Origin of the sequence: Zhongshania sp. R06B22, assembly GCF_040892595.1 — a bacterium.
Classification (GTDB): Bacteria; Pseudomonadota; Gammaproteobacteria; order Pseudomonadales; family Spongiibacteraceae; genus Spongiibacter; species Spongiibacter arctica.
Genome location: NZ_JBFRYB010000001.1, coordinates 1,001,838 through 1,020,062 on the forward strand (window position 1 = coordinate 1,001,838; position 18,225 = coordinate 1,020,062).

The 18,225-nt window shown below is 49.8% G+C and carries 16 protein-coding genes; 5 read left to right on the forward strand and 11 right to left on the reverse strand.

What is annotated here, in order from left to right; all coding sequences use genetic code 11:
- Window positions 1-11 precede the first annotated feature (11 nt).
- The 3 genes from AB4875_RS04550 to AB4875_RS04560 form a co-directional block, all read right to left on the reverse strand.
- Window positions 12-1,871: an Lnb N-terminal periplasmic domain-containing protein gene (locus AB4875_RS04550; protein WP_438273514.1), complete on the reverse strand. Its 1,860-nt coding sequence runs from the start codon at window positions 1,869-1,871 to the stop codon at window positions 12-14.
- A 148-nt stretch (window positions 1,872-2,019) separates the two neighbouring features.
- Complete coding sequence (locus AB4875_RS04555; protein WP_368374865.1) at window positions 2,020-2,496, reverse strand: DUF3015 family protein; 477 nt, start codon at window positions 2,494-2,496, stop codon at window positions 2,020-2,022.
- Between the two features lie 126 nt (window positions 2,497-2,622).
- Window positions 2,623-3,105, reverse strand: coding sequence for an FKBP-type peptidyl-prolyl cis-trans isomerase (locus tag AB4875_RS04560; protein WP_368374866.1), 483 nt, complete (start codon window positions 3,103-3,105; stop codon window positions 2,623-2,625).
- A gap of 111 nt (window positions 3,106-3,216) precedes the next feature.
- Here AB4875_RS04560 and AB4875_RS04565 point away from each other — a divergent pair, with 111 nt between their 5' ends.
- Window positions 3,217-3,399, forward strand: a complete 183-nt coding sequence (locus AB4875_RS04565; protein WP_368374867.1) for a hypothetical protein — start codon at window positions 3,217-3,219, stop codon at window positions 3,397-3,399.
- 12 nt (window positions 3,400-3,411) lie between these two features.
- On the opposite strand, the gene AB4875_RS04570 is transcribed toward AB4875_RS04565, so the two are convergent.
- Complete coding sequence (locus tag AB4875_RS04570) at window positions 3,412-3,666, reverse strand: hypothetical protein (protein ID WP_368374868.1); 255 nt, start codon at window positions 3,664-3,666, stop codon at window positions 3,412-3,414.
- Between the two features lie 152 nt (window positions 3,667-3,818).
- Between AB4875_RS04570 and parC the strand changes: the two genes are divergently transcribed.
- The gene (parC, locus tag AB4875_RS04575; protein WP_368374869.1) at window positions 3,819-6,074 is read left to right on the forward strand and encodes a DNA topoisomerase IV subunit A; all 2,256 of its coding nucleotides are present in this window, start codon (window positions 3,819-3,821) and stop codon (window positions 6,072-6,074) included.
- Window positions 6,075-6,136: 62 nt separating this feature from the next.
- Here the strand turns inward: parC and AB4875_RS04580 are convergent, their stop codons facing one another.
- Entirely contained in the window at window positions 6,137-7,360 is a 1,224-nt protein-coding gene (locus AB4875_RS04580; RefSeq protein ID WP_368374870.1) for a hypothetical protein, read from the reverse strand.
- A 117-nt stretch (window positions 7,361-7,477) separates the two neighbouring features.
- Here AB4875_RS04580 and serB point away from each other — a divergent pair, with 117 nt between their 5' ends.
- On the forward strand, window positions 7,478-8,692 hold the full coding sequence (gene serB, locus AB4875_RS04585) for a phosphoserine phosphatase SerB (protein WP_368374871.1): 1,215 nt from the start codon (window positions 7,478-7,480) through the stop codon (window positions 8,690-8,692).
- Between the two features lie 29 nt (window positions 8,693-8,721).
- On the opposite strand, the gene AB4875_RS04590 is transcribed toward serB, so the two are convergent.
- The 3 genes from AB4875_RS04590 to epmB form a co-directional block, all read right to left on the reverse strand.
- Window positions 8,722-10,731 carry a sensor domain-containing phosphodiesterase gene (locus AB4875_RS04590; RefSeq protein ID WP_368374872.1) on the reverse strand — a complete coding sequence of 670 codons (2,010 nt, stop codon included), beginning with the start codon at window positions 10,729-10,731 and terminating at the stop codon, window positions 8,722-8,724.
- A 59-nt stretch (window positions 10,732-10,790) separates the two neighbouring features.
- A complete protein-coding gene (locus AB4875_RS04595; RefSeq protein WP_368374873.1) occupies window positions 10,791-12,584 on the reverse strand; it encodes a cyclic-di-GMP receptor FimW-related protein in 1,794 nt (597 codons plus the stop codon).
- A gap of 76 nt (window positions 12,585-12,660) precedes the next feature.
- Window positions 12,661-13,674, reverse strand: coding sequence for an EF-P beta-lysylation protein EpmB (gene epmB / locus AB4875_RS04600; protein WP_368374874.1), 1,014 nt, complete (start codon window positions 13,672-13,674; stop codon window positions 12,661-12,663).
- Between the two features lie 46 nt (window positions 13,675-13,720).
- Between epmB and efp the strand changes: the two genes are divergently transcribed.
- Both efp and epmA read left to right on the forward strand, forming a co-directional pair.
- Window positions 13,721-14,290, forward strand: a complete 570-nt coding sequence (gene efp, locus AB4875_RS04605) for an elongation factor P (protein ID WP_368374875.1) — start codon at window positions 13,721-13,723, stop codon at window positions 14,288-14,290.
- On the forward strand, window positions 14,291-15,244 hold the full coding sequence (gene epmA / locus AB4875_RS04610; protein ID WP_368374876.1) for an EF-P lysine aminoacylase EpmA: 954 nt from the start codon (window positions 14,291-14,293) through the stop codon (window positions 15,242-15,244).
- Between the two features lie 34 nt (window positions 15,245-15,278).
- Here epmA and asd read toward each other — a convergent pair whose 3' ends face one another.
- The 3 genes from asd to rsgA form a co-directional block, all read right to left on the reverse strand.
- Window positions 15,279-16,142, reverse strand: coding sequence for an archaetidylserine decarboxylase (asd, locus tag AB4875_RS04615; RefSeq protein ID WP_438273515.1), 864 nt, complete (start codon window positions 16,140-16,142; stop codon window positions 15,279-15,281).
- Window positions 16,143-16,163: 21 nt separating this feature from the next.
- Window positions 16,164-17,009 carry a sulfurtransferase gene (locus tag AB4875_RS04620; RefSeq protein WP_368374878.1) on the reverse strand — a complete coding sequence of 282 codons (846 nt, stop codon included), beginning with the start codon at window positions 17,007-17,009 and terminating at the stop codon, window positions 16,164-16,166.
- 155 nt (window positions 17,010-17,164) lie between these two features.
- The gene (rsgA, locus tag AB4875_RS04625; protein ID WP_368374879.1) at window positions 17,165-18,175 is read right to left on the reverse strand and encodes a small ribosomal subunit biogenesis GTPase RsgA; all 1,011 of its coding nucleotides are present in this window, start codon (window positions 18,173-18,175) and stop codon (window positions 17,165-17,167) included.
- Window positions 18,176-18,225 lie beyond the last annotated feature (50 nt).

Sequence of the window (18,225 nt, forward strand, 5' to 3'; positions counted from 1 at the left end):
TTCACACTGTATTAGTAAAAGACCTTAATTCCCAATTCATACTGATTGCGGTAGCTGCCACTAATTTTACTACGCTCGAACTCCCAGAAGATATTCCAGTTGCCCGTGAGCTGCAGGTCATGACGGGCAGACACCCTTAGATCGGGATCCGAGTCATTTACGGCGCTTTGTTCAAAATTCGCGCCTATCAAAAATTGCTGGGAGTCGGTTTTACGCAGGTAGCCTATGCTTGTCTGCGCCCTCACATCAAACCCACTTTTCAGTTTGCTTGATATCTGTCCCTGGCCGCCGGCTAGGGCGTAGAGTAGGCCACCACTAACATTCCACGCCGGTCCCGCTAATCCTTGAATATGAGGAACCCATGCGCGTTTTTCATGTTCCTCAACGCGATGACCACCAATATCAAAGGTCCATGATAAGGGGCGGAAAAAGCGGTTTCGAGCAGTGATCGATTTAATACCTATAAGGCTTAGATCTTCCATCTTTAAGCCATCATCTTGGTAGTAGCGAAAAGACATATCTAGGAATTTAAGTTCTGAACCTAAGGGGTAACCGAGCCCGGGGTCATTCAGTGCGTGGTATGCAGGTCGCCAGTCGAAACCGATATAGGGTTGATCGTCGAATTCACCAGCTGAAATTTGGAGTCGACTTGATAAATGTCCCTGATCGTCTCGCTGCGTTGGTGTTGGTAGCTCCGGCAGTGGGCTTTCGATATCCAATTCATTTCTGTCGCGCAATAGTTGCAATGAGCGTTTGGCCGCTACTTGCTGGGGGACTGTAGTGACCAGCCTTGAATAAAGAAAGGCTGTTTCCAAAATTGCGGCCTTCTGCTCAGCGGGGTAGTGTTCTAAGGTCGCGTATTCGGGAACTGGGTGGTTTACAAGCCCATAAACCAGATCTCGCTGATCAGGGCTGAGCAAATCTAGTTGATATTGAAATTGGTTGACGATAGAGGGGCGATAGATCGCATCGACTATGTAGCCGTGCTGCAATGCTGCGCGGACGGTATCGACCGGAATGGCATGTAGTCGAAAGGCTTTCAACATGGGCTTTTCTGATCGAATCGCATCGAGAACCCCCAGCAAGCGGTAGGAACAATTTTCAGTGAAGAAATAGTAGTCGAAGGTCTCTCCTGATACTTCCCAGAGATGGCGAACCATCTGATCGGTCTCTTCCTGGCTAAGATTTAACGGGTATTCCCAGATGTCGCGGCTTTCGATATCTCGATATTCTTTCAGTTTCATATAGTAGGGCAGTACGGTCATCTCTCCTGGATAACCACCCATAAGCCCCTTGAATACAAAGCTAAGCTGATTGTCTGAAGGGTCATTTTTGGCGGCGTAGCTGGCAGTATAGGCGAGAATACGATTGCTTTTGTCCTGGCCATGCTGATCTATTCTCAGCAGGGTGTGACCAAACATAGATGATGGGCTATTGAGATAGGCGGCTGGAAAGATCATTGTGGCCCCAGCTGCGTTGAGGGTTTCCTGGAACGTATTAAATGCTTCGCACTTCGGCGCTGCAGGAATCTCGATAGAGGTACTTAGTTTTTCTATCAGCCAGTGGTATCGCGCGGGGAAGCGGCAACGTGGATGCTCATCGCCGAGACTATTGTTCTGAAAGAGGCCATCAAAAGTGGCTAGGAGCTCAGAGTGTGGATCATTCTTTCCATTGCTTGCTAGAAAAAAGGCCGTGCTATCGGCTTGGCTTGTATAAGCTTGATTGAATAGTGTTTGCTGGTAGCTCAATAGCGCTATCCAAGTGGGGCTGCTAGCCCATTCTGGATTCAGTACGCTTGAATTTACGGGGCTGGATTGGCAGGGTGATTGCCATATTATAAATGTGAAAATAAATACGAATAGACGGCGCATAGGTGTTTGTAACTGCTATTAATCGAGGCGGACGCACAACTACCTGCGGCAATCATGGAAGTGATAAACAGGATTATGAAGTGACTTCTAGGAACGTGCTGCTCGACCAACAGAGTGTGTTGCCGAGCAGCATTAGTGCTCAGAGAGCTTAGCCGACGTACTTGTTCAGTGTGCTATCACCTTTCATTACCGTGGTAATGGAGTTGGTAACTTCTGAACCCGTAGTGGTTTCATTTTGGAAAATGCGGGTGAAATTGGCGTGCATAACTGAACGGAATTGCGCCAGATCAGCCTTTTGAACGCCCATTACAGCGCCTAGTGCGTCAAGAGCTTCGCCGCTACCTTTAGACATATCCGCTGCGATCTGATCCAAGTTTGAGTCAATATACAAAGATGCCTGAGCGTTGATAACGCCGTCCACGTTACATCCCAGTGTGCCAGATGTCATGGCAAACGTTTGGGTGCCATAGAAGCCATTTGTTGTAGCCGCTAATACGTGGGGGCCTAAACCTGATTGACCTTCGAAAAGTTTGGCGCCTAAACCACAGCCTGCTGCACTATAACCAGCGGCTTGAGTTGCAAATGGCATCACCAACATAGCAGCAGTAAGTATAATTTTTTTCATATTTGAAGTGCTCCGTGTACTTTTTAGATATGTTTTCCTTTGGCAGCTGTGCGGACACAGCCGTACCAATGTTATAAAGTATTTTGAGTCGGATTGCCATATATGCACTCGCTAGGATTTTTGCTCTCAGTGCTGATGACCGCCTTCACCGTGGGCATGGCGATGACGGATTTCTTCGTCGGTGGCGTCGCGAATATCTTTGATCAGAATTTTAAAGGACAGTGATTGACCTGCAAGTGGGTGGTTAAGATCAACGTCCACCGAGAACTTGCCTACCTTAAGTATCGTGGCGTTGCGCATGCCCTTGTCGGTATTAAAGCGCACTGCTTGGCCGACTTTTATCTTGCCTTCGTGTTTCAGGTATTTGGCTGGAATTCGCTCGGTTTTATTTGGCTCAATTTCTCCGTAGGCATCTTTGGCTGCAAGGGCGACTTCAAATTCATCGCCAACACTGTGGCCGGCCATGGCGTTTTCAAGGCCGCTAATAATATTATCTGCTCCGTGCATATATAAGGACGGAGTGTCGTTGAAGTTGTCTTCCAGTACTGTCCCTTCGCCATTACTTAGTTCGTAGTGGAATGACACGACTTTATTGCGGCTGATTTCCATGATTTTACCCCGTTGCGTTCAGTTATCGCGCAGCTATCTTAAGGCGCGTATAGTAATCTTGAATCCCACCCAGTGGTAGGGCGTTGTAGTGAATCTAATAGGAGAATTACTATGGGCGATGTGCTGCCCTTTAAGCGAACGCTGCCAAAAGGCAAAACGCCAAACACTTTATGTCGGGAAGGATTTCACAAGTGGCGGGTTGATAAGAAAAAGCAGTTTGATGTGAAGCTGGGTAAACTGGTGACAGTATATATATGTGAACGCTGCGGTGAGCAGAAAGTCACCGCACAGTAGTTAGAATTGAGCTTAGTGGCGTTCGCTAGCGCTGATTTCATCACTGATGACGGCGAGCCAGTTTTGTGCCTCGTCTAGCCCTTCAACGGCTTTGACGACGCAGGCGATACCGAGTAAATGCTCTTTTAATAGTTTGCGCATAGGGAGATCGAGTTCTTGGGCTTGCTCCTGTAGAAACAAGAAGGCCTGTGCGCTAATGTCGTCAATATGCATCTGCTGCGTATCTTGGCGATATTCTGATAGGCTTACTACTTTTTGCGCAGTCATGTTGGATCTCCTCTGATCAACTTGCAATCAGTATACGGAGCCACAAGGCTTGTGAATCTTCGTAATTACCCTTAGGGCACATAGTGTTCCATAGCGGATATTACGTAGCGGGGCGCTTAAATAATCATTGAAAAAGGGTTAGATAACAGAATATGTCAGAAACTATTGTGATTGGCGCTGATGGCGTTGAGCAAATGCCACTGAAGAGCTACACCGAAAAAGCGTATTTGGACTATTCCATGTACGTTATTCTCGACCGCGCACTGCCTAATATCGCGGACGGCCTGAAGCCTGTGCAGCGCCGCATTGTGTATGCCATGAGTGAGCTTGGGCTGAAAGCGAGTGCCAAGCATAAGAAGTCGGCGCGTACCGTTGGTGATGTTATTGGTAAGTTTCATCCCCATGGTGACAGCGCAGTATACGAAGCGATGGTATTGATGTCGCAGAACTTTTCTTACCGCTATCCGCTTATCGATGGTCAAGGTAACTGGGGTTCGCCAGATGATCCAAAATCCTTCGCAGCCATGCGCTATACCGAGTCGAGGCTGACTAAGTATGCGGAGGTTCTGCTAAGTGAGTTGGGGCAGGGCACTGTTGATTGGGTGCCCAATTTTGATGGTCAAATGGATGAGCCCGCCACCTTGCCGGCGCGAGTGCCTAATATTCTTCTTAATGGCACTACCGGTATTGCCGTTGGTATGGCTACGGATATTCCGCCGCATAATTTGCGGGAGGTTGTGAGCGCATGTATTCATCTGCTCGATCAGCCGAACGCCAGTGTGGCCGACTTGTGTGAGCACGTAAAAGGGCCGGATTTTCCCACAGATGCCGAAATCATTACGCCCGCTGAAGATCTGCGAAAAATGTATGAAAGTGGTCGCGGTTCATTACGCATGCGCGCCCTTTGGCAAGATGAGGGCGAGGATATTGTTATCACTGCTCTGCCGCATCAGACCTCGGGCTCCAAAGTGCTGGAGCAAATAGCGCAGCAAATGCAGGCTAAGAAACTGCCGATGATAGTGGACTTGCGCGATGAATCTGACCATGAAAACCCGACGCGTCTGGTGGTAATACCGCGCTCTAATCGCGTCGATAAACAGGCGGTCATGAACCATCTATTTGCAACCACAGATTTGGAACGCAGCTACCGCGTCAATATGAATGTGATTGGGCTGGATGGTCGTCCGCAGGTAAAAGGTCTCGACAAAATTATTGGTGAGTGGTTGGAAATTCGCACCACAACTACCCGTCGTCGGCTTGAATACCGCTTAGACAAAGTCCTTAAGCGCCTCCATATTTTAGATGCGTTGTTGATCGCATTTTTGAATATTGACGAAGTGATTGCCATTATTCGTGAAGAGGATCAGCCCAAACCAGTGCTGATGGCGCGCTTCGGTATTACTGATACCCAAGCCGAGGCGGTACTGGAATTAAAGTTACGGCATTTAGCCAAGCTTGAAGAAATGAAAATTCGTGGCGAGCAAGACGAACTTGCCACTGAGCGTGACGGTTTGGAATTAACCCTAGGTTCTGCCCGCCGTATGAAAACGTTAGTGCGTAAAGAGTTACTCGCTGCGGCAGAAGAATTTGGCGATGAGCGTCGCTCGCCCTTGGTGATGCGCGCTGAGGCGCGGGCCTTCTCTGAAGAAGATATTATATCGGCAGAACCGGTTACTGTGGTTCTGTCTGAAATGGGCTGGATTCGCTCGGGTAAAGGCCACGATATAGACCCGCTTAGCCTAAGTTACAAATCGGGTGACCGCTTTAAATTGGCTGCTAAGGGCAAAAGTAATCAGCCGGTGATTATTCTCGATAGTACCGGGAGAACCTATACGGTTGCCGCTCATGGCCTGCCGTCGGCGCGGGGACAGGGTGAGCCCCTCACTGGCCGGATCAACCCGCCCTCTGGTGTGAATTTCACTGGAATGATGATGGGTGGTGATGACGGTCATTACTTGTTGGCCTCTGATGCCGGCTATGGATTTATTGCCAAGCTGTCAGATTTGCAGAGCAAAAATAAGGCCGGTAAAACGGCGCTTACACTGCCAAAAGGTGCTTTGGTTTTGCCGCCGGTGGCTATCGCAGATATGAGCTCCAGTCATGTCGTCGCGGTGACTACCGAGGGCCGCATGTTGATATTCCCAGTTGGCGATTTGCCCTTAATGCCGCGTGGTAAGGGCAATAAAATGATCGGTATTCCATCGGCGAGGGTTGCGAGTCGGGACGAATATGTGACCGCAGTGACTATTTTCTCTGAGCGGGATGTCTTGAAAGTGATTTCTGGAAAACGCCATTTATCGCTTAAATTCGCCGAATTAGAGCACTACTTGGGTGAGCGCGGCCGGCGCGGACATAAGCTGCCTCGTGGTTTCCAAAAGGTAGATGCCTTGCAGACAGTGGTGGGCTAAGAGCCGAATTATCGGCTAACAGGACGGCGCAGGCTCCAGCTTTGGGGCTTGCGCCAATGACCTTAAGTGGAGCTTGAGTTGCTAGTGTCAGTCCGCAGTTTGGCTGCGTCTTGTTTGAAAGCCTCTAGGCTGAGTTTTTTCAACTGGGTTTGCTGTCTTTCTAATAAGTCACTGTAAGGTGTTTTCATAGCGCTGATGTGATTGCCGCGAATATCTACCCAGGCATCTATACGCTCGTTATCGCGACTGCTATCGTCCAGCCAAGTGCCTTTGCCTTCGCTTGTGACGCTGTGTAAGTTGTCGATGGCTGCGCACTCCTTGGCAGCACATTCCCAGTGGTCACCCTCGCCGTGAATGTGGGCAATGCCCGCTCGGCTGCGCAATACTTTATCTAGACTTTGCAATAATTCGGCGCAGCACAGTGCGCGAAATAAAGCGTGGTCAGTGCCGGCCACATCAAAAAAACGCAGACTGATGGCGTTGTGTCGGTGTACCACAATATCAGCGTGGTAGAGTTTGGCGATGGCTTCGCCGCGCGCATAGCTAGTACGTAAGTGTTCGCGAAAACTGTCTGGCGCCATTTGTGCTTGCAGAGCGCTGTAAGACTGCCAGTGGCAATGTAAAATATAATAATCTTTAAAACGATTTTTGCCGAGCTTGCTTAATCGTATTTGCGGGTTGTGAATTTCTTCCAACAATTTACCTAAGCTGTCAGAGCCGGGGTAGCCGCTTTGGTCGTTGCGCAAGGGTTGCGCTAAACGGGCGCGAGCGAGCTCTAACAATTCTTCGATCCGCCTCATTGGCACGGCAATAATTGCATAGCTAAAGCAGGCTAATAGGCCCGTGAGAATGAGTAGAGTTTTACCCAGGTCGCGTATTTCATCGCCGATAAGCTCTCGGCTAAGCGATAGTTTGACCACCCCAAGCCGACCATCAGCGGCAACCTGTGCTTCGTAATTCAAGTTCTCTGCACGCCAATGCCCGGTTTCTGCAACGGTTTCATTACGCGCGCTGGCGATACTGCCATAAACAATGAGCGGACTGTTGATATAGTCCTGTAAAATAGCCTGCAGACTAACTTTGTCGTTGCGCAATAGTGCTTGCTGGCTTTGCGATGCCAGTTGGTTAGTCCACTGCTGGCCAATTAAATGGGTAGTTTCAAGAAGGATTTGCTTGCTCGCCGTCATGCTGGTGAGTAGCAATGTTAGGCCGGCTACAGCGCATATCAGCGCGGTAATCAGTCCGCATTTAGCCGACAGGGGTAACTTAAGGAGCTGCTTGAGCATTATGTACTTTCCATCTGGAACGCGGGACTTCTATTATTTTGGGAGTATATCAAGGTTGTGGTGCTTGGGTGGAGTCACGTCTACCGCTACAATACGCCGATTACTGCAGGGGGTGGTGTGAACGAAATCATATTGATCAATATAGCGGGCGATGATCGGCCTGGGGTGACAAGCACAATCACCAGTATTTTGGCGGATCACCAGGTGAATATCTTAGATATTGGCCAAGCGGTGATTCACGACAATCTTTCTTTGGGTTTGTTGGTAGAGGTGCCGGCGGGCGCTGAAGCAGCCAGTATTTTAAAAGATATTTTATTTCGCACCCATGAAATGGGTATGCAGGTGCGGTTTTTACCGGTCACCCCAGAAAGTTATAATCAGTGGGTGTCGGGTCAGGGTAAACAGCGTCATATTGTTACTTTGCTGGCACGTAAGATTACGGCGAGACATATTGCCGGGGTCACCGATGTGGTATCTCGCTACTCGCTCAATATTGACCGTATTGACCGTTTGTCGGGCCGGGTGCCTCTGGAGGGTGTCGAGCAGCAATCTAAAGCCTCGGTGGAATTGTCTGTGCGCGGTAATCTGCCCGATGCCACCGATTTTCGCCGCGAGCTTTTGCATTTGGCTAGCGAGATGGATATTGATATTGCCTATCAAGAAGACAATATGTTCCGTCGTACGCGGCGCTTGGTGGCCTTTGATATGGACTCAACCTTAATAGAGGCCGAAGTCATTGATGAGCTGGCGATTGCCGCTGGAGTGGGCGAGCAGGTAGCAGAAATCACCGAGCGTGCAATGCGCGGTGAAATTGATTTTACCGAGAGCTTTAAGGCGCGAGTGGCCTTGTTAAAAGGCTTAGATGAGTCGGTGTTGGCGGGGATTGCCGAGAGCTTGCCGATTACCGAGGGTGCTGAGAATTTAGTGTCGACCCTCAAGCAGCTTGGTTATAAAACCGCAATTCTATCGGGTGGTTTCACCTATTTTGGTCATTATCTGCAGCGCAAGTTGGGCATTGACTATGTATACGCCAACGAGCTGATTATTCGCGATGGGCGAGTCACGGGCGAGGTTGAGGGCATTGTGGTGGATGGTAAACGCAAGGCTGAGTTGTTGCGGGAGATTGCCGAGCGTGAGGGTTTGAACTTGGAACAGGTTATTGCGGTTGGGGATGGCGCCAATGACTTACCCATGCTCAGTATTGCGGGTCTGGGGATTGCGTTCAGGGCTAAGCCGATAGTCCGTGAAAATGCCAAGCAGTCAATTTCTACGCTTGGCCTAGACGGTATTCTCTACTTGTTGGGAATTAGTGATCGTTTAACAGGGAAGTAGTTTAGCCGTTCCCTGCAACGGTTAAGGCTTCAGCCGAAAGCGGCAAATTCGTAGTTCATGATAGGCATGGGTTCATTCACATAGCTGCCTTGAATAAAATCCGGTCCCAGCTGCCAAAGCATGGCCAGTGTTGCCGCGCTGCCTACATTGGGGATAAGGATTTGACTATTGAGCAGCCGGGCATGTTGAATCATATCCCGAATTTGCTGGTCAGTGGGCATGTCGGTGGGGCGGAAGCCCGGTTTTACTAGCGCGGGATGAATGTGGCTTAAGAATTTATTGCCCTGCTTGGCGCGGCCAAAATTTCTCACCGCGAGGGAAGCGCCTAGCTTTTGTAATTGGGTCGTAAAGTCTAGGGCCTGCTTTAGGGCGTCGGCGATGCTTTCTTCGCTAAACTGCAAAATAACTGATGACGGCGGTAGTCCGGCCGCTTTAAATGCGACGCTCAGCCAGGCGCAGAATTCGCGGTCGTGAAATACATTGCCGCTAAGATTGATAATGAGTTTGATGTCTTGGCCTGCAAGTCTTTCCTTCGCTAATTGCTTGGTGGCTTCAACTACAATCCAGTGGTCGAGTTGGGTGTTTTCTGGCTCGCGCTCAATGGCTCGCAGCATTTCCCCCGCCGTAATTTCACCTTCTACCCAATCTTTAATATGGAGGCTCGCCTCGTAGTGGTCGCCGTTGGAAGCGCCAAGATTGACCAAGGGTTGGAACAGGAGACTCAGGCGATTATTGGCCATCGAATCTGCAATAACCTCATCTACTGTTGCGTTGCTCTTGAGCTGTTGACGCTCGCGGCGGCAAATCTCGGCATTGTTGCCGCCCGCGTGGTAGACCTTTTCGGCGCCATCAAAGACAGTGTCTAGCAGCAGTGTTGCTTTGGGTGGAGTGAGGTGATTGATAGGTAAAATGGCAATGCTGGTGGTGCACTGCAGAGACTGCTTACGGACTTCGAAAATCTCAGATTCAATCGTTTTACCTAGTTCTAGCGCCATTTCAAGCGCCGTATCGCTAGCGACGTGATGTGCAATGGCCGCGATCATATCGTCGGCGACGCGACCGTAATGCTGTGCGGGCATACCTCTTCTAACCAGATTACTTAGTGCTTCAACCAGGTATTCAACGTCATTGAGACTGGTGCTGTGGCGCAATTTGCTGAAGTGGTCGATTGATATCAAAACTAGGGAAGAATTGCTATTGCGTTCCTGTTCCACAAATTCTTGGAGCAGTGCCAGAAACTGGTGCTTGCTGCTCATTCGGGTGGTGTTGTCTACGCCGTTGATGGCGCTACCTTCGGTGGTTTTATGGATTGCAATCTGGATGCAATCTTCACCTTGGTAGTGGGCGCTATCGCATAGTATACGGGTTTTGAGCTCGGTCTTATTGGCGAGGGAAAAACTGATCTCCACCTGCTGTTGCTGGTTATTCTGCTGTTGTTTCTTGAGCACGCTTTTAAAGCGTTCTTGATCCTTATTGGTGATCAAATCTACGATGGGGAAGCCATCAAGATCATCGTAGCCCATGTGCTCGCAAAACGGGGCATTGGCGTAAATGACCATACCGTCAGTAATGTAGACAATCGGGTCTTGGTGATCATGCAATAGTAGCTTGTTGCGCTCCTCCGCTTCCGTCAGCGCAATTTGGCTTGCTTCCAATTGGCGGCGCAACTGCAGGGCTGATTGCGCCTTAAATGCGGCGTTAACGACCTGTGCCATATTGTATTTATTAATAATATCCACGACACAGGGGTCGGGTGGGCGCAGAGCATCGCCTTCGCCCATGTAAATTACCGGGATATCTTTTTGGTATTTGCGCAGTATGTGGCAGCAGCGTTGAATATCGAGCTGTGCTTGCTCGGCATCGAAAATAAGGACGTCCCAGTTCTTAGCACAAATGGCGACGGCTAGTTTTTCACCGGTATCGATGCCTTGGGTGTGGGCAATGCGTCCACCGCGGCGGCAGTGCGTTGCCAACTGTTCTGCATCGCTGTCTGCAAAGCAAAATAGAAGGATGTTAATGGCAGTACTACTGCTGCTCATAATAGCTCGATTATGGTAACGGTTTTGATTTTAAAAACGATGCGGTATTTAGCTGATGCTTACAAAATATCCCAGAGCTGATTGAAGTCATTTTTGTTAGGTTCATCTTCTTCCGGTACAGCAATTTCAATTGGATTGGGGGCAATATCTGTAAAGTGAAAAAGCTTAAAGGCATTTGATTGCTCAACGATCTTACCTAATTTTATACGCATTGAATGCCCTGGGCGCAAGAGTTCAACGGTGTGCCCTTCTGAGATACCGACAACACCGGCCAGCAGTAGCAGTGGTCCTTGCGCAATTTGGCCGCCCGATAATAATATGGCACGCTGATATTCATTAACCGGCAGGCCTGATTGTACCAAGCGTGCGCTATAGGGGGTGGCGGCAGAGGATAAGGCTTCTATGCCTATTTGGTGGCTGCCATCGCTGCGTAGCCAGCGCACAATACCCACTCTCCAGCTGTCGTAATCATCGGTTTTTAAGCCGATTAGTTCGCCGGTACGAACGCGCAACTGAGTGTCTTCAGGCCATTCAATTCTGCAGCCCGAGCTACTGTTATCTAATATCCGTGAGCGCAAATACTCGTATTTACTGCTCGGTGTCACAGGTGCTTGGTTGTTCTGCGGAAGGCTATAGCTGATGGTTTCTACGGAGTCTTTCGATGATCTGTAATTAATTGGCTCGCTGGCGTCACCGCCGCGGATGCGGGTATCTTCATTGCCGCTTTGGCTCCATACATCTTTGCTCGCCTTGCCGCGCTCTGGAAAGTGGGTCGAGTTGTCGCCCTGGTCTCTCTCAAACTGGAAAAGACTAAAATCCTGCTGGTTGGCAAGGTAAAAGTGAGTCGTATTCATGCCAACGGTAAGGAGTACCGGCTCATTGCAAGGTATGCGTTCGGCTGCGCGGGAGGTCGCGGAACTCCATGAAATACTTAGGTGGTCGAGAATTGTTTTACTCAGCGTGGCGGCGCTAGCTGATCTGCGAGACGATACCGTCGCGGCTAGGCCGCCAGGCTGAGACAATAGCGGTTTTGTATCAATGCCCAGCCAACCTAAAGATGGTGCTCGCTCTATTAGCTCGCGGTACGCTGGAGCGGCATCTTCTATGGGGTTGAATAAAAATACACAGCTTTCCAGCTTGTCAGTGCGAAGTCCAACGAAGGCGGACCAGTTGTTCAGCTCACTAAATACGTCTTCTATGTGACGCTGCGGGAGTTGATGAGTTTTACTGCAGCTCAGCATTAATAATCGTAAATAAGCTTGTTGTAAGGTGCCGTCACCGTAAACATTGTCAGTGACCTTTGGTTTGCGTATTTTGAGTGTTTGCGCGCATCGATAAATTTTATGCGCGGTTAGCCAGAATCCCGGATGTGTAGAGCGATAAAGCTGATAAGTGCGCATGAGTATTCGGCTGTGCTCGGTAAGAGCGCGATGCAAGCATGTTGCCATAGCATCTTTAGAGCGCAGCAACCTATTCTCACTTTCCAAACCCTGGAATGCCTGGCAGTAGCCGGTGGCAAGCTGAGTGTTCAAGGTGTTTGCCAGCAGTACAATCTTTTGGGTTTTTTCTGGCAGCACTACAGGTTTGTTCAAGTAGTGGGGTGATAGCCCCTTTATGACGTCATGAACTTGAGGGCGGATTAATTCCAAAATCTCATAACGATCTTTAGGTTTGCAGGTGGTATGACTTAATTCTGACAGCGCTTGAAACAGTAGGCGGGTGGATTCGCCCAAGTTTGCAAGCGGTAGGCTGCCCAACCAGGAATTAACTGCGTTCGCAGTTAGCGCGAACTGGCTGTGTGAGTCGCGGGTTATTTCTGGCGTCCCGATAGCAAGACTTGAGTTATTTTTCATAAAGTCCAGTTTATGACAGTCTTAATGTAGAGTTGCATATGATTTGCATTTTAAGCCTATGTTTTTACGCGTTAATTCACGATAGTGCAAGTGGTCGTTTACTGTTCGCGCTAGGCTCTTCTACGACCAATCGCGGCACCAAATAGCCCGGTAATCTAGCTAGTATAGCGTTCATTAGGGCCTGTGCTTCCTCTTCCTTAACATCAAAATGCGCAGCGCCTCTTACTTTGTCTAGCAAGTGCAGATAATACGGCATGACGTTAACCTCGAATAAGCGCTGGCTCAGCTTTACTAACGTATCGGCGTTATCATTAATTTCTTTAAGTAATACGCTTTGATTTAAGAGCATAAACCCCGCTTTGTGCAAGGTGCTCAGGGCAATTTCGCTGTGACTATCAATTTCGTTGGCGTGATTGCAGTGAATAACCATCACAATGCGCAGGCGATTTTCGCTGAGGACCCCAATTAACGCCGGCGTTATTCTAGCCGGTAAGACTAAAGGTAGGCGCGTATGGATGCGTAGGGTGGTGACATGCGGAATGAGGGCGATTTTATTTATTAGCTTTTGCAAATACTCATCGGGTGCCGATAGCGGATCGCCACCACTGAGTATGACTTCGCTGATATCTGGGCGATCTGCAATATAGTCTAGGGTCTTTTGCCAGTCGCGTTGACTTGGATTATTGCTGTCGTAGGGAAAGTTGCGACGAAAACAATAGCGACAGTGAACGGCGCAGGATGGATTGGCGATTAGTAAAACGCGGCCATGATATTTGTGAATTAAGCCCGGCACAGGATTGGCATTGCCTTCTTCGAGCGGATCATTAACGTAGCCGACCTGTTCCTGTGTTTCCCTTGCTAGCGGTAAAACCTGCCTCAGCAAGGGGTCATGCCAATCTCCGATCTTCATTTTGGCGACAAAGGCTTCCGGCACCCTAAGCGGGAATTGTTGCATCGCCGCTGTTATATCCGGGTGTTCCTCGGGGTTTAGTTGCAGTCGCCGTAATAACTGCTCTGGATCACGGATCATGCCGCTCATTTGCTGCTGCCAGCTTTCGGTCTGCCAAAATGTATCTTTTAGGGGTATCATTGCTGCCTTTTTAAACTACGGTTTTACACCGTCGCTGAGGAAAATCATGGCTAATTATTCTACCAATGAGTTTCGCAACGGACTAAAGGTGATGCTCGACGGCGAGCCTTGTTCTATTTTAGATAATGAGTTTGTTAAACCGGGTAAAGGTCAGGCCTTCAACCGCGTTCGCTTACGTAATCTTAACTCAGGTCGGGTTTGGGAGCGTACTTTTAAGTCAGGTGAGTCGCTAGAAGGCGCGGATGTCATCGATCAGAATATGGAATATTTATATAATGATGGTGAGTTCTACCATTTTATGGACCCTGAATCGTTTGAGCAGTATCAAGCGGATCTCAAGGCGGTCGGCGATGCGTCCAACTGGCTGAAAGAGCAAGATGTATGCACCGTGACACTCTACAACGACGCACCATTGTCGGTAACACCGCCAAATTTTGTTGAGCTAGAGATTGCGGATACTGATCCCGGGGTTAAGGGTGACACCGCTCAAGGCGGCACTAAACCCGCTTATTTGACCACGGGTGCGATGGTCAAAGTGCCTTTGTTTTTGAGTGTTGGTGACGTTATCAAAGTCGATACCCGCACTGGTGAATATCAGAATCGAGTAAAGGTCTAAATGTCTGACTGGCGGCCGACGGCTGATATTTCGGCTTTACGCCGCCGAGCGCAGTTACTTGCTGCTGTGCGCGCCTTATTTGCGGAGTTTGGTGTTTTAGAGGTAGAGACGCCCTTGCTGGCCACGGCGCCAGTCACTGACCCCAATATAGAGGCTATTAACACCATCGCCCCCGATGGTGATGCCACCATGTATTTGCAGACCTCTCCCGAATTTGCCATGAAACGTTTGCTGGCAGCCGGTAGTGGTTCTATCTATCAAATTTGTAAGGCCTTTCGTCGCGGTGAGCGGGGGCGGCGACACAACCCTGAGTTCACTATGCTCGAGTGGTATCGTCCTGGCTTGTCATTGTCGGAATTAATGGATGAAGTCGCTGCCGTTGTGAGCTTGGCGGTGGGTAGGCTTGAATCCAAGCACACTAGTTACCAGCAAGTATTTGAGCAACATTGTGGTGTGAATCCCCATGTCGCGTCGCTTGCAGAATTAAAAGCATGCGCGCGCAATCACCTAGAGCTTAGCTTTGACACTGAAGACCGCGATGTTTGGCTGCAACTGCTGATGTCCACTGTCGTCGAACCGGCTCTTGATGGCAGTGTCCTCACTTTTGTCTACGACTTTCCCGCCTCGCAGGCCGCCCTGGCCAAAATCCGCATTAATATTGGGGAGGTTCCGCTCGCCTCGCGCTTTGAAGCATTTTATGGCGGCATGGAGCTGGCGAATGGCTATGATGAACTGCGCGAAGCGGGAGAGCTGGTCCGGCGTATCAGTGATGACCATCGCCGGCGTGCCGATAATAATCAGGTATTGCCGCCGATTGACCGCCATTTATTGAAAGCGATGACTACGCTGCCCGAATGCGTTGGCGTCGCAATAGGCTTTGATCGACTAGTGATGTTGGCGTGTAATGCAGAGCGAATCGATGAGGTGATCGCGTTTCCGCTCGAACGGGCGTGACCGCGTCTTAGCTGGCCACACTGCAGAATCTGGTTTATTCGGCGCTGCTGTTAATACGCCCTAATACCTCGCCCAGTTGGGTTGGCGTGCTTGCCATAAAGTTTTCCTGCCACTCAGTGCGGCCTTTTGCAAACAGCACGATGGCAGTTGATCCGAGTTTGAAGCGGCCCATCTCCTCACCCTTTTGTAAATGAATGTCGCGCGGCCCCTGGCGGTAGTCGGTTGTTCTAATGCCCTTCGGTGGTGGCGCGACTTGGCCATCCCAAACGGTTTCAATGCCGGCGACAATCATGGCGCCCACCAAAATGACGGCCATGGGGCCGGCTTCGGTATCAAATAAACACACTGCGCGCTCATTTCTGGCAAATAAGCCCTGCACATTTTCAGCGGTTGTGGTGTTTACCGAAAACAATGCTCCGGGAATGTAGCTCATGGTGCGCAATGTGCCGGCGATTGGCATGTGCACGCGGTGGTAGTCGCGGGGTGACAGATACACAGTGGCAAAGCTGCCATTGTCAAAAAGCGCAGCTGCTTCGCGGTCACCACCTAGCAGGCTTAGCAAACTGTAGTCTTGTCCCTTGGCTTGAAAAATTCTACCGCCTGTGATGCTGCCAATTTGGCTGATGGCGCCATCTGCAGGGCAGGCAATGGTGTTGTCGTCTTCGCAAATAGGTCTTGCGCCATCGCTTAATGCTCGGGTGAAGAAGGCATTAAAGTTCGCGTAGTTCCGTGGTTCTGGGTCAGCCGCTTCGCTCATATCAACTTGGTACTGCTTGATGAAACGGCCGATTAATAGATCTTTGAGCCAGGGGATTTTAGTTTCCGCGAGCTTGCCGACGAGTCTCGACAATAGGTGTTGTGGTATCAGATATTGAAAAATAATAAACGCAATCTTCACGAACATTCCTTTTGGTCTTTATTAGGGTTTTTGGGCGCTAGGTTGGGGGTGATCACCTGTCTCAATGGGAGTGGTATCAATGTTGCCCCATTCGCCCCAAGAACCGTGATAGCCCTTTATATGTGGATAGCCAAGAATCTTCATTAATAAATAGCTCAGGCCAGACCGGTGGTGGGTTTGGCAGTGGGTTATGATCGTTTTATCAGCAGTGATGCCCAACTCGTTGAGTTTTGCTTGCAGGCTAGTCAAATCTTTCAAACGCATGTGATTGTTTCGATCGATGAGCTCCAGCCAATCAAGATTTATCGCCCCAGGAATGTGGCCGCCGCGCTGCGCCAGCACTTTTTCGCCGCGGTACTCTTCCGCTGAGCGCGCATCCCAAATCGCCAGCTGGTTATTGTCGAGCATACTAATGAAGTCTTCAATCTCGGCAATTGCTAGGCTATCAATAGCAATGTCTTGCTTTGTAGGTGCTGGGTGATTAGCCACTTGTTCGCTAGGGTGACCCTCGTCCAGCCAAGCGTGTAACCCACCGTTAAGGTAGGAATAATTGCGGTGGCCAATGACATCCAGCGTCCAAATTAGGCGGCCAGCCCAGCCGCCGCCCTCATCGTCGTAGGCAACAACATGGGTGTCTGGTGTCAGTCCTACTTTTGCAAATAGGATATTGAGGGCTTCTATGCTGGGTAATTTTCCGACTGCGGGTTTTATCCCGCCTTGTAGCTCCGACGGGGCGATATGCACCGCACCTGGAATATGATGCTCTGCGTAATTGGCTGCGCTGCTGGTGTCCAAAATGAGTAATTTGGGATCGTAAAGCATTTCAGCAAGTTGTGTTGTTTCTAATAATAGTGGCCAGTCTTTCATAATAGATAACTTATTTTAGCGTTGCAGTGAATGGTGGCGGTGCTTGCTAGGCGTAATTCTTGATACCGTCAATCTTAGGTTCTTCTCGCGCTAGTTTAAAGTCATTGCGGCGAGACATTTTATTAAGTGTAGTGCATAAGATATTACGACAAGTATTACTCGTCGTTAAGACTTTGAATGATTTGTCGATAGCTGGCCATACGCTCTGGGCTGATTTTGTGCTCGGCTTCGGCGTCTAATAGGGCGCAGCGCGGCTCCCGTTCGTGCTTGCAGTCGCGGAATCGGCACATCCCTAGAAAAGGTCGAAACTCAATAAACCCCGCAAGTACTTTTTCCCTATCCATATTCCAAAGCGCGAACTCACGGATGCCTGGCGAGTCTATTAGGCTGCCACCGTCTGGGAAGTGAAAAAGGCGGGCGGTCGTTGTGGTGTGTTTGCCCTTGGCGGTACTTTCAGACAGCGCGCCTATCCGGGTGTCGGTACCGGGAAGCAGACTGTTTACCAGCGATGATTTGCCGACCCCAGATTGACCAACAAACACGCTGATGTGGCCACAGAGCGTTTGTTTTAGTTCATCTAGCCCGCGATCGGTTTCGGTCGACGCGCGAGTAACCTCATAGCCAATAGCTTGGTAGCGAGCCAGCATATTGTCGAGATATTCGCGGTTGTCATCGTTAATTAAGTCAGATTTGTTGAGCAGTAGTATAGGCCGAATATCGATGGCTTCGGCGGCAACTAAATAGCGGTCGATGAGATTGGCGTGGGCACGGGGTTCTGGGGCAATGACGATCACGATATGATCGATATTAGCGGCGACCGGCTTTAATTTGCCGTGGTTATCTGGGCGAGACAGCAAAGAATTGCGGGTGTTGCAGGCAACGACCACACCGGTAGGTTTGCCTTCTCGCCAGGTTACGCTATCACCTGTCACTAGGCCGTCAATGTGCGCGCGGACGTGGCAGCGCTGTCGAAACCCCGTTTCTGCTTCAACCTCAACTTGTTGGCCAAAATGGCTGACAATAAGTCCATTTTGCTCCGAACCAAGTTCGCCTTCAGTCAGCGCTTGGTCTAGCTTAGAGTCGCGTTTAGTGGCGCGTTCATTGCGTTCGGCTTGGACTTTTTCGATGCGCCAGCGCTGCTGTCGACTGATTTTACGTTTTGTCATGAAGGATCATTCGCTTAGGAAGCGCCATCTTACCCTATGTGCTGCTACAA

What these genes read in the sequence shown, in the direction of transcription:
- AB4875_RS04620 (WP_368374878.1), bottom strand. Translation starts at nt 17,009, where the DNA reads ATGAAAGACTGGCCACTATTATTAGAAACAACACAACTTGCTGAAATG.
- epmB (WP_368374874.1), bottom strand. Translation starts at nt 13,674, where the DNA reads ATGATACCCCTAAAAGATACATTTTGGCAGACCGAAAGCTGGCAGCAG.
- AB4875_RS04590 (WP_368374872.1), bottom strand. Translation starts at nt 10,731, where the DNA reads ATGAGCAGCAGTAGTACTGCCATTAACATCCTTCTATTTTGCTTTGCA.
- AB4875_RS04570 (WP_368374868.1), bottom strand. Translation starts at nt 3,666, where the DNA reads ATGACTGCGCAAAAAGTAGTAAGCCTATCAGAATATCGCCAAGATACG.
- rsgA (WP_368374879.1), bottom strand. Translation starts at nt 18,175, where the DNA reads ATGACAAAACGTAAAATCAGTCGACAGCAGCGCTGGCGCATCGAAAAA.
- AB4875_RS04550 (WP_438273514.1), bottom strand. Translation starts at nt 1,871, where the DNA reads ATGCGCCGTCTATTCGTATTTATTTTCACATTTATAATATGGCAATCA.
- AB4875_RS04565 (WP_368374867.1), top strand. Translation starts at nt 3,217, where the DNA reads ATGGGCGATGTGCTGCCCTTTAAGCGAACGCTGCCAAAAGGCAAAACG.
- AB4875_RS04595 (WP_368374873.1), bottom strand. Translation starts at nt 12,584, where the DNA reads ATGAAAAATAACTCAAGTCTTGCTATCGGGACGCCAGAAATAACCCGC.
- epmA (WP_368374876.1), top strand. Translation starts at nt 14,291, where the DNA reads ATGTCTGACTGGCGGCCGACGGCTGATATTTCGGCTTTACGCCGCCGA.
- AB4875_RS04560 (WP_368374866.1), bottom strand. Translation starts at nt 3,105, where the DNA reads ATGGAAATCAGCCGCAATAAAGTCGTGTCATTCCACTACGAACTAAGT.
- parC (WP_368374869.1), top strand. Translation starts at nt 3,819, where the DNA reads ATGTCAGAAACTATTGTGATTGGCGCTGATGGCGTTGAGCAAATGCCA.
- AB4875_RS04555 (WP_368374865.1), bottom strand. Translation starts at nt 2,496, where the DNA reads ATGAAAAAAATTATACTTACTGCTGCTATGTTGGTGATGCCATTTGCA.
- AB4875_RS04580 (WP_368374870.1), bottom strand. Translation starts at nt 7,360, where the DNA reads ATGCTCAAGCAGCTCCTTAAGTTACCCCTGTCGGCTAAATGCGGACTG.
- efp (WP_368374875.1), top strand. Translation starts at nt 13,721, where the DNA reads ATGGCTAATTATTCTACCAATGAGTTTCGCAACGGACTAAAGGTGATG.